Annotated in this window: 2 protein-coding genes and 1 pseudogene; all 3 read right to left on the bottom strand. The window is 77.1% G+C overall.

Annotated features, from left to right (window positions below):
• Positions 1-716: pseudogene (locus tag OOT08_RS02090) on the bottom strand (hypothetical protein); the annotation flags it as partial.
• A complete protein-coding gene (locus tag OOT08_RS02095; protein ID WP_325090899.1) occupies positions 709-1,251 on the bottom strand; it encodes a hypothetical protein in 543 nt (180 codons plus the stop codon). The gene OOT08_RS02095 and the pseudogene OOT08_RS02090, both read right to left, overlap by 8 nt.
• A 36-nt stretch (positions 1,252-1,287) precedes the next feature.
• A partial coding sequence (locus OOT08_RS02100; protein ID WP_325090900.1) for a YchJ family metal-binding protein occupies positions 1,288-1,473 on the bottom strand: 186 nt, incomplete at its 5' end.

Here is a 1,473-nt window from a genome sequence, read left to right on the forward strand (position 1 = left end):
TCCTCGGCTTCGGTGGCCGCGAAGACGGGGATGCCCGCGTCGCGGAGGGCCACCGCCGCGTCCCGGTCCGTCTCGTTCTCGGGGGCAAACACCGCGACCTCCGCGCCCGCCTCGGCGAGGGCCAGCGCGAGCACGCAGGTCTTGGGTTCGAGGACGAGGCTTACGCCGATGCGGCGGCCGGCGAGCAGGCCCGAGCTCCCGAGCTCGGCGGCGAGCCCCCGGGTGACCGGCATGAAGAGCCGGGCCCAGGCGATCCGGGCGGCGCCGGAGGCGGCGCGCGCCTCGGCGGGCAGGGGGGCGTCCGGGACGAGGGCGACCCGGACGGGGCCCCGGCTGAGCAGCAGGACCCCGGGCCGCGCCTCCGTCTGGGCCCAGCCCGAGGCGAGCAGGGCCTGGACGGATGCGCGGCACTCCTCCGGGGGAAGCACGACGACCGGGGGCGGGGTGGGCTCGGGCACGGCGAGCGCGGCGAGGCGCTCGGCGGTCCGGGCGGCGGGTTCCGCGCCCAGGGCAAACACGAAGCGGGGCGGGGCGAGGTCGCCCGGGAGGGCGCCGAAGCCCGCGAGGCGCTCGCGCAGCGCCGCGGCGAGGGCGTGATCGCCGAGGACGAGCGCGGGGGCCCCGGCCACGAGGAGATTGCTCCGCCGCGCGGCCAGCCGGATCAGGCGCTCGGCCCGAAGGCTCAGGGGGGCGGCTGCCTCGTCGGGCTCAGGCATCGGGGGTCTCCTCGGTCGCGGGCGGCTCGGCGGGAAGCTCGGCGCAGTTGCGGTCCGGGTCGTCGTCCAGGTCGAGGGCGCGCCGGGCCTGCGCCGCGGAGTCCCCGGCGTCGGGCCAGCTCAGCCCGAGAAACGCATCCCGATCCAGCGTGGGCACCGTTTTCAGGGTGCTCACCTCGGCGGCGATCTGCTCCCGCACCTCGCCGAGCGCGGGGGCCGCGGCGGCGGGCCAGGTTGGCTCGGCCTCGTCCAGGTCCCGCAGCGCCTGCTCGCTCGCCTCGCGGAGCGACTCGGCGGCCCGCTTCGCGGCGGTCAGCTCGGCGGCCCCCGGGTTCGGGCTCTGCCGGAGCACGTCAACCGTCAGGTCGAGCCGGTCCCAGCGCTCGTTCAGCGGGCAGACGATGCGGAGGTACCCCGTGCCGGCCTCGCTCAGGGTGAGCGGCGTCGGGGGTGCCTCCGGTGCGGCGGAGCACCCGGCGAGCAGGAGGCCGAGTCCGGCAACCGCCAGGGCGCGTCGACAGCGTTCCGTTCTCATTGTGCCGAGTCTACGAGATTTCCCCGTGGGCCTGGCTCAGGCAGGCGCATCGACGTCGCCGTCGACGTAGAACCAGGAGCCCTCGCGGCGGAAGCGGCTCAGCTCGCGCAGCTCGCCGCGGCCCGCGGCATCCCGGTAGACCGCGGCGAAGCGCACGGTGCCCTCCCGGTGGAAGGGGCCGCCGTCCTGGACCGCTACAACGCGCAGGTGCAGCCAGCGGGT

This window comes from Leucobacter sp. M11, assembly GCF_035726885.1.
Classification (GTDB): Bacteria; Actinomycetota; Actinomycetes; order Actinomycetales; family Microbacteriaceae; genus JAPFRB01.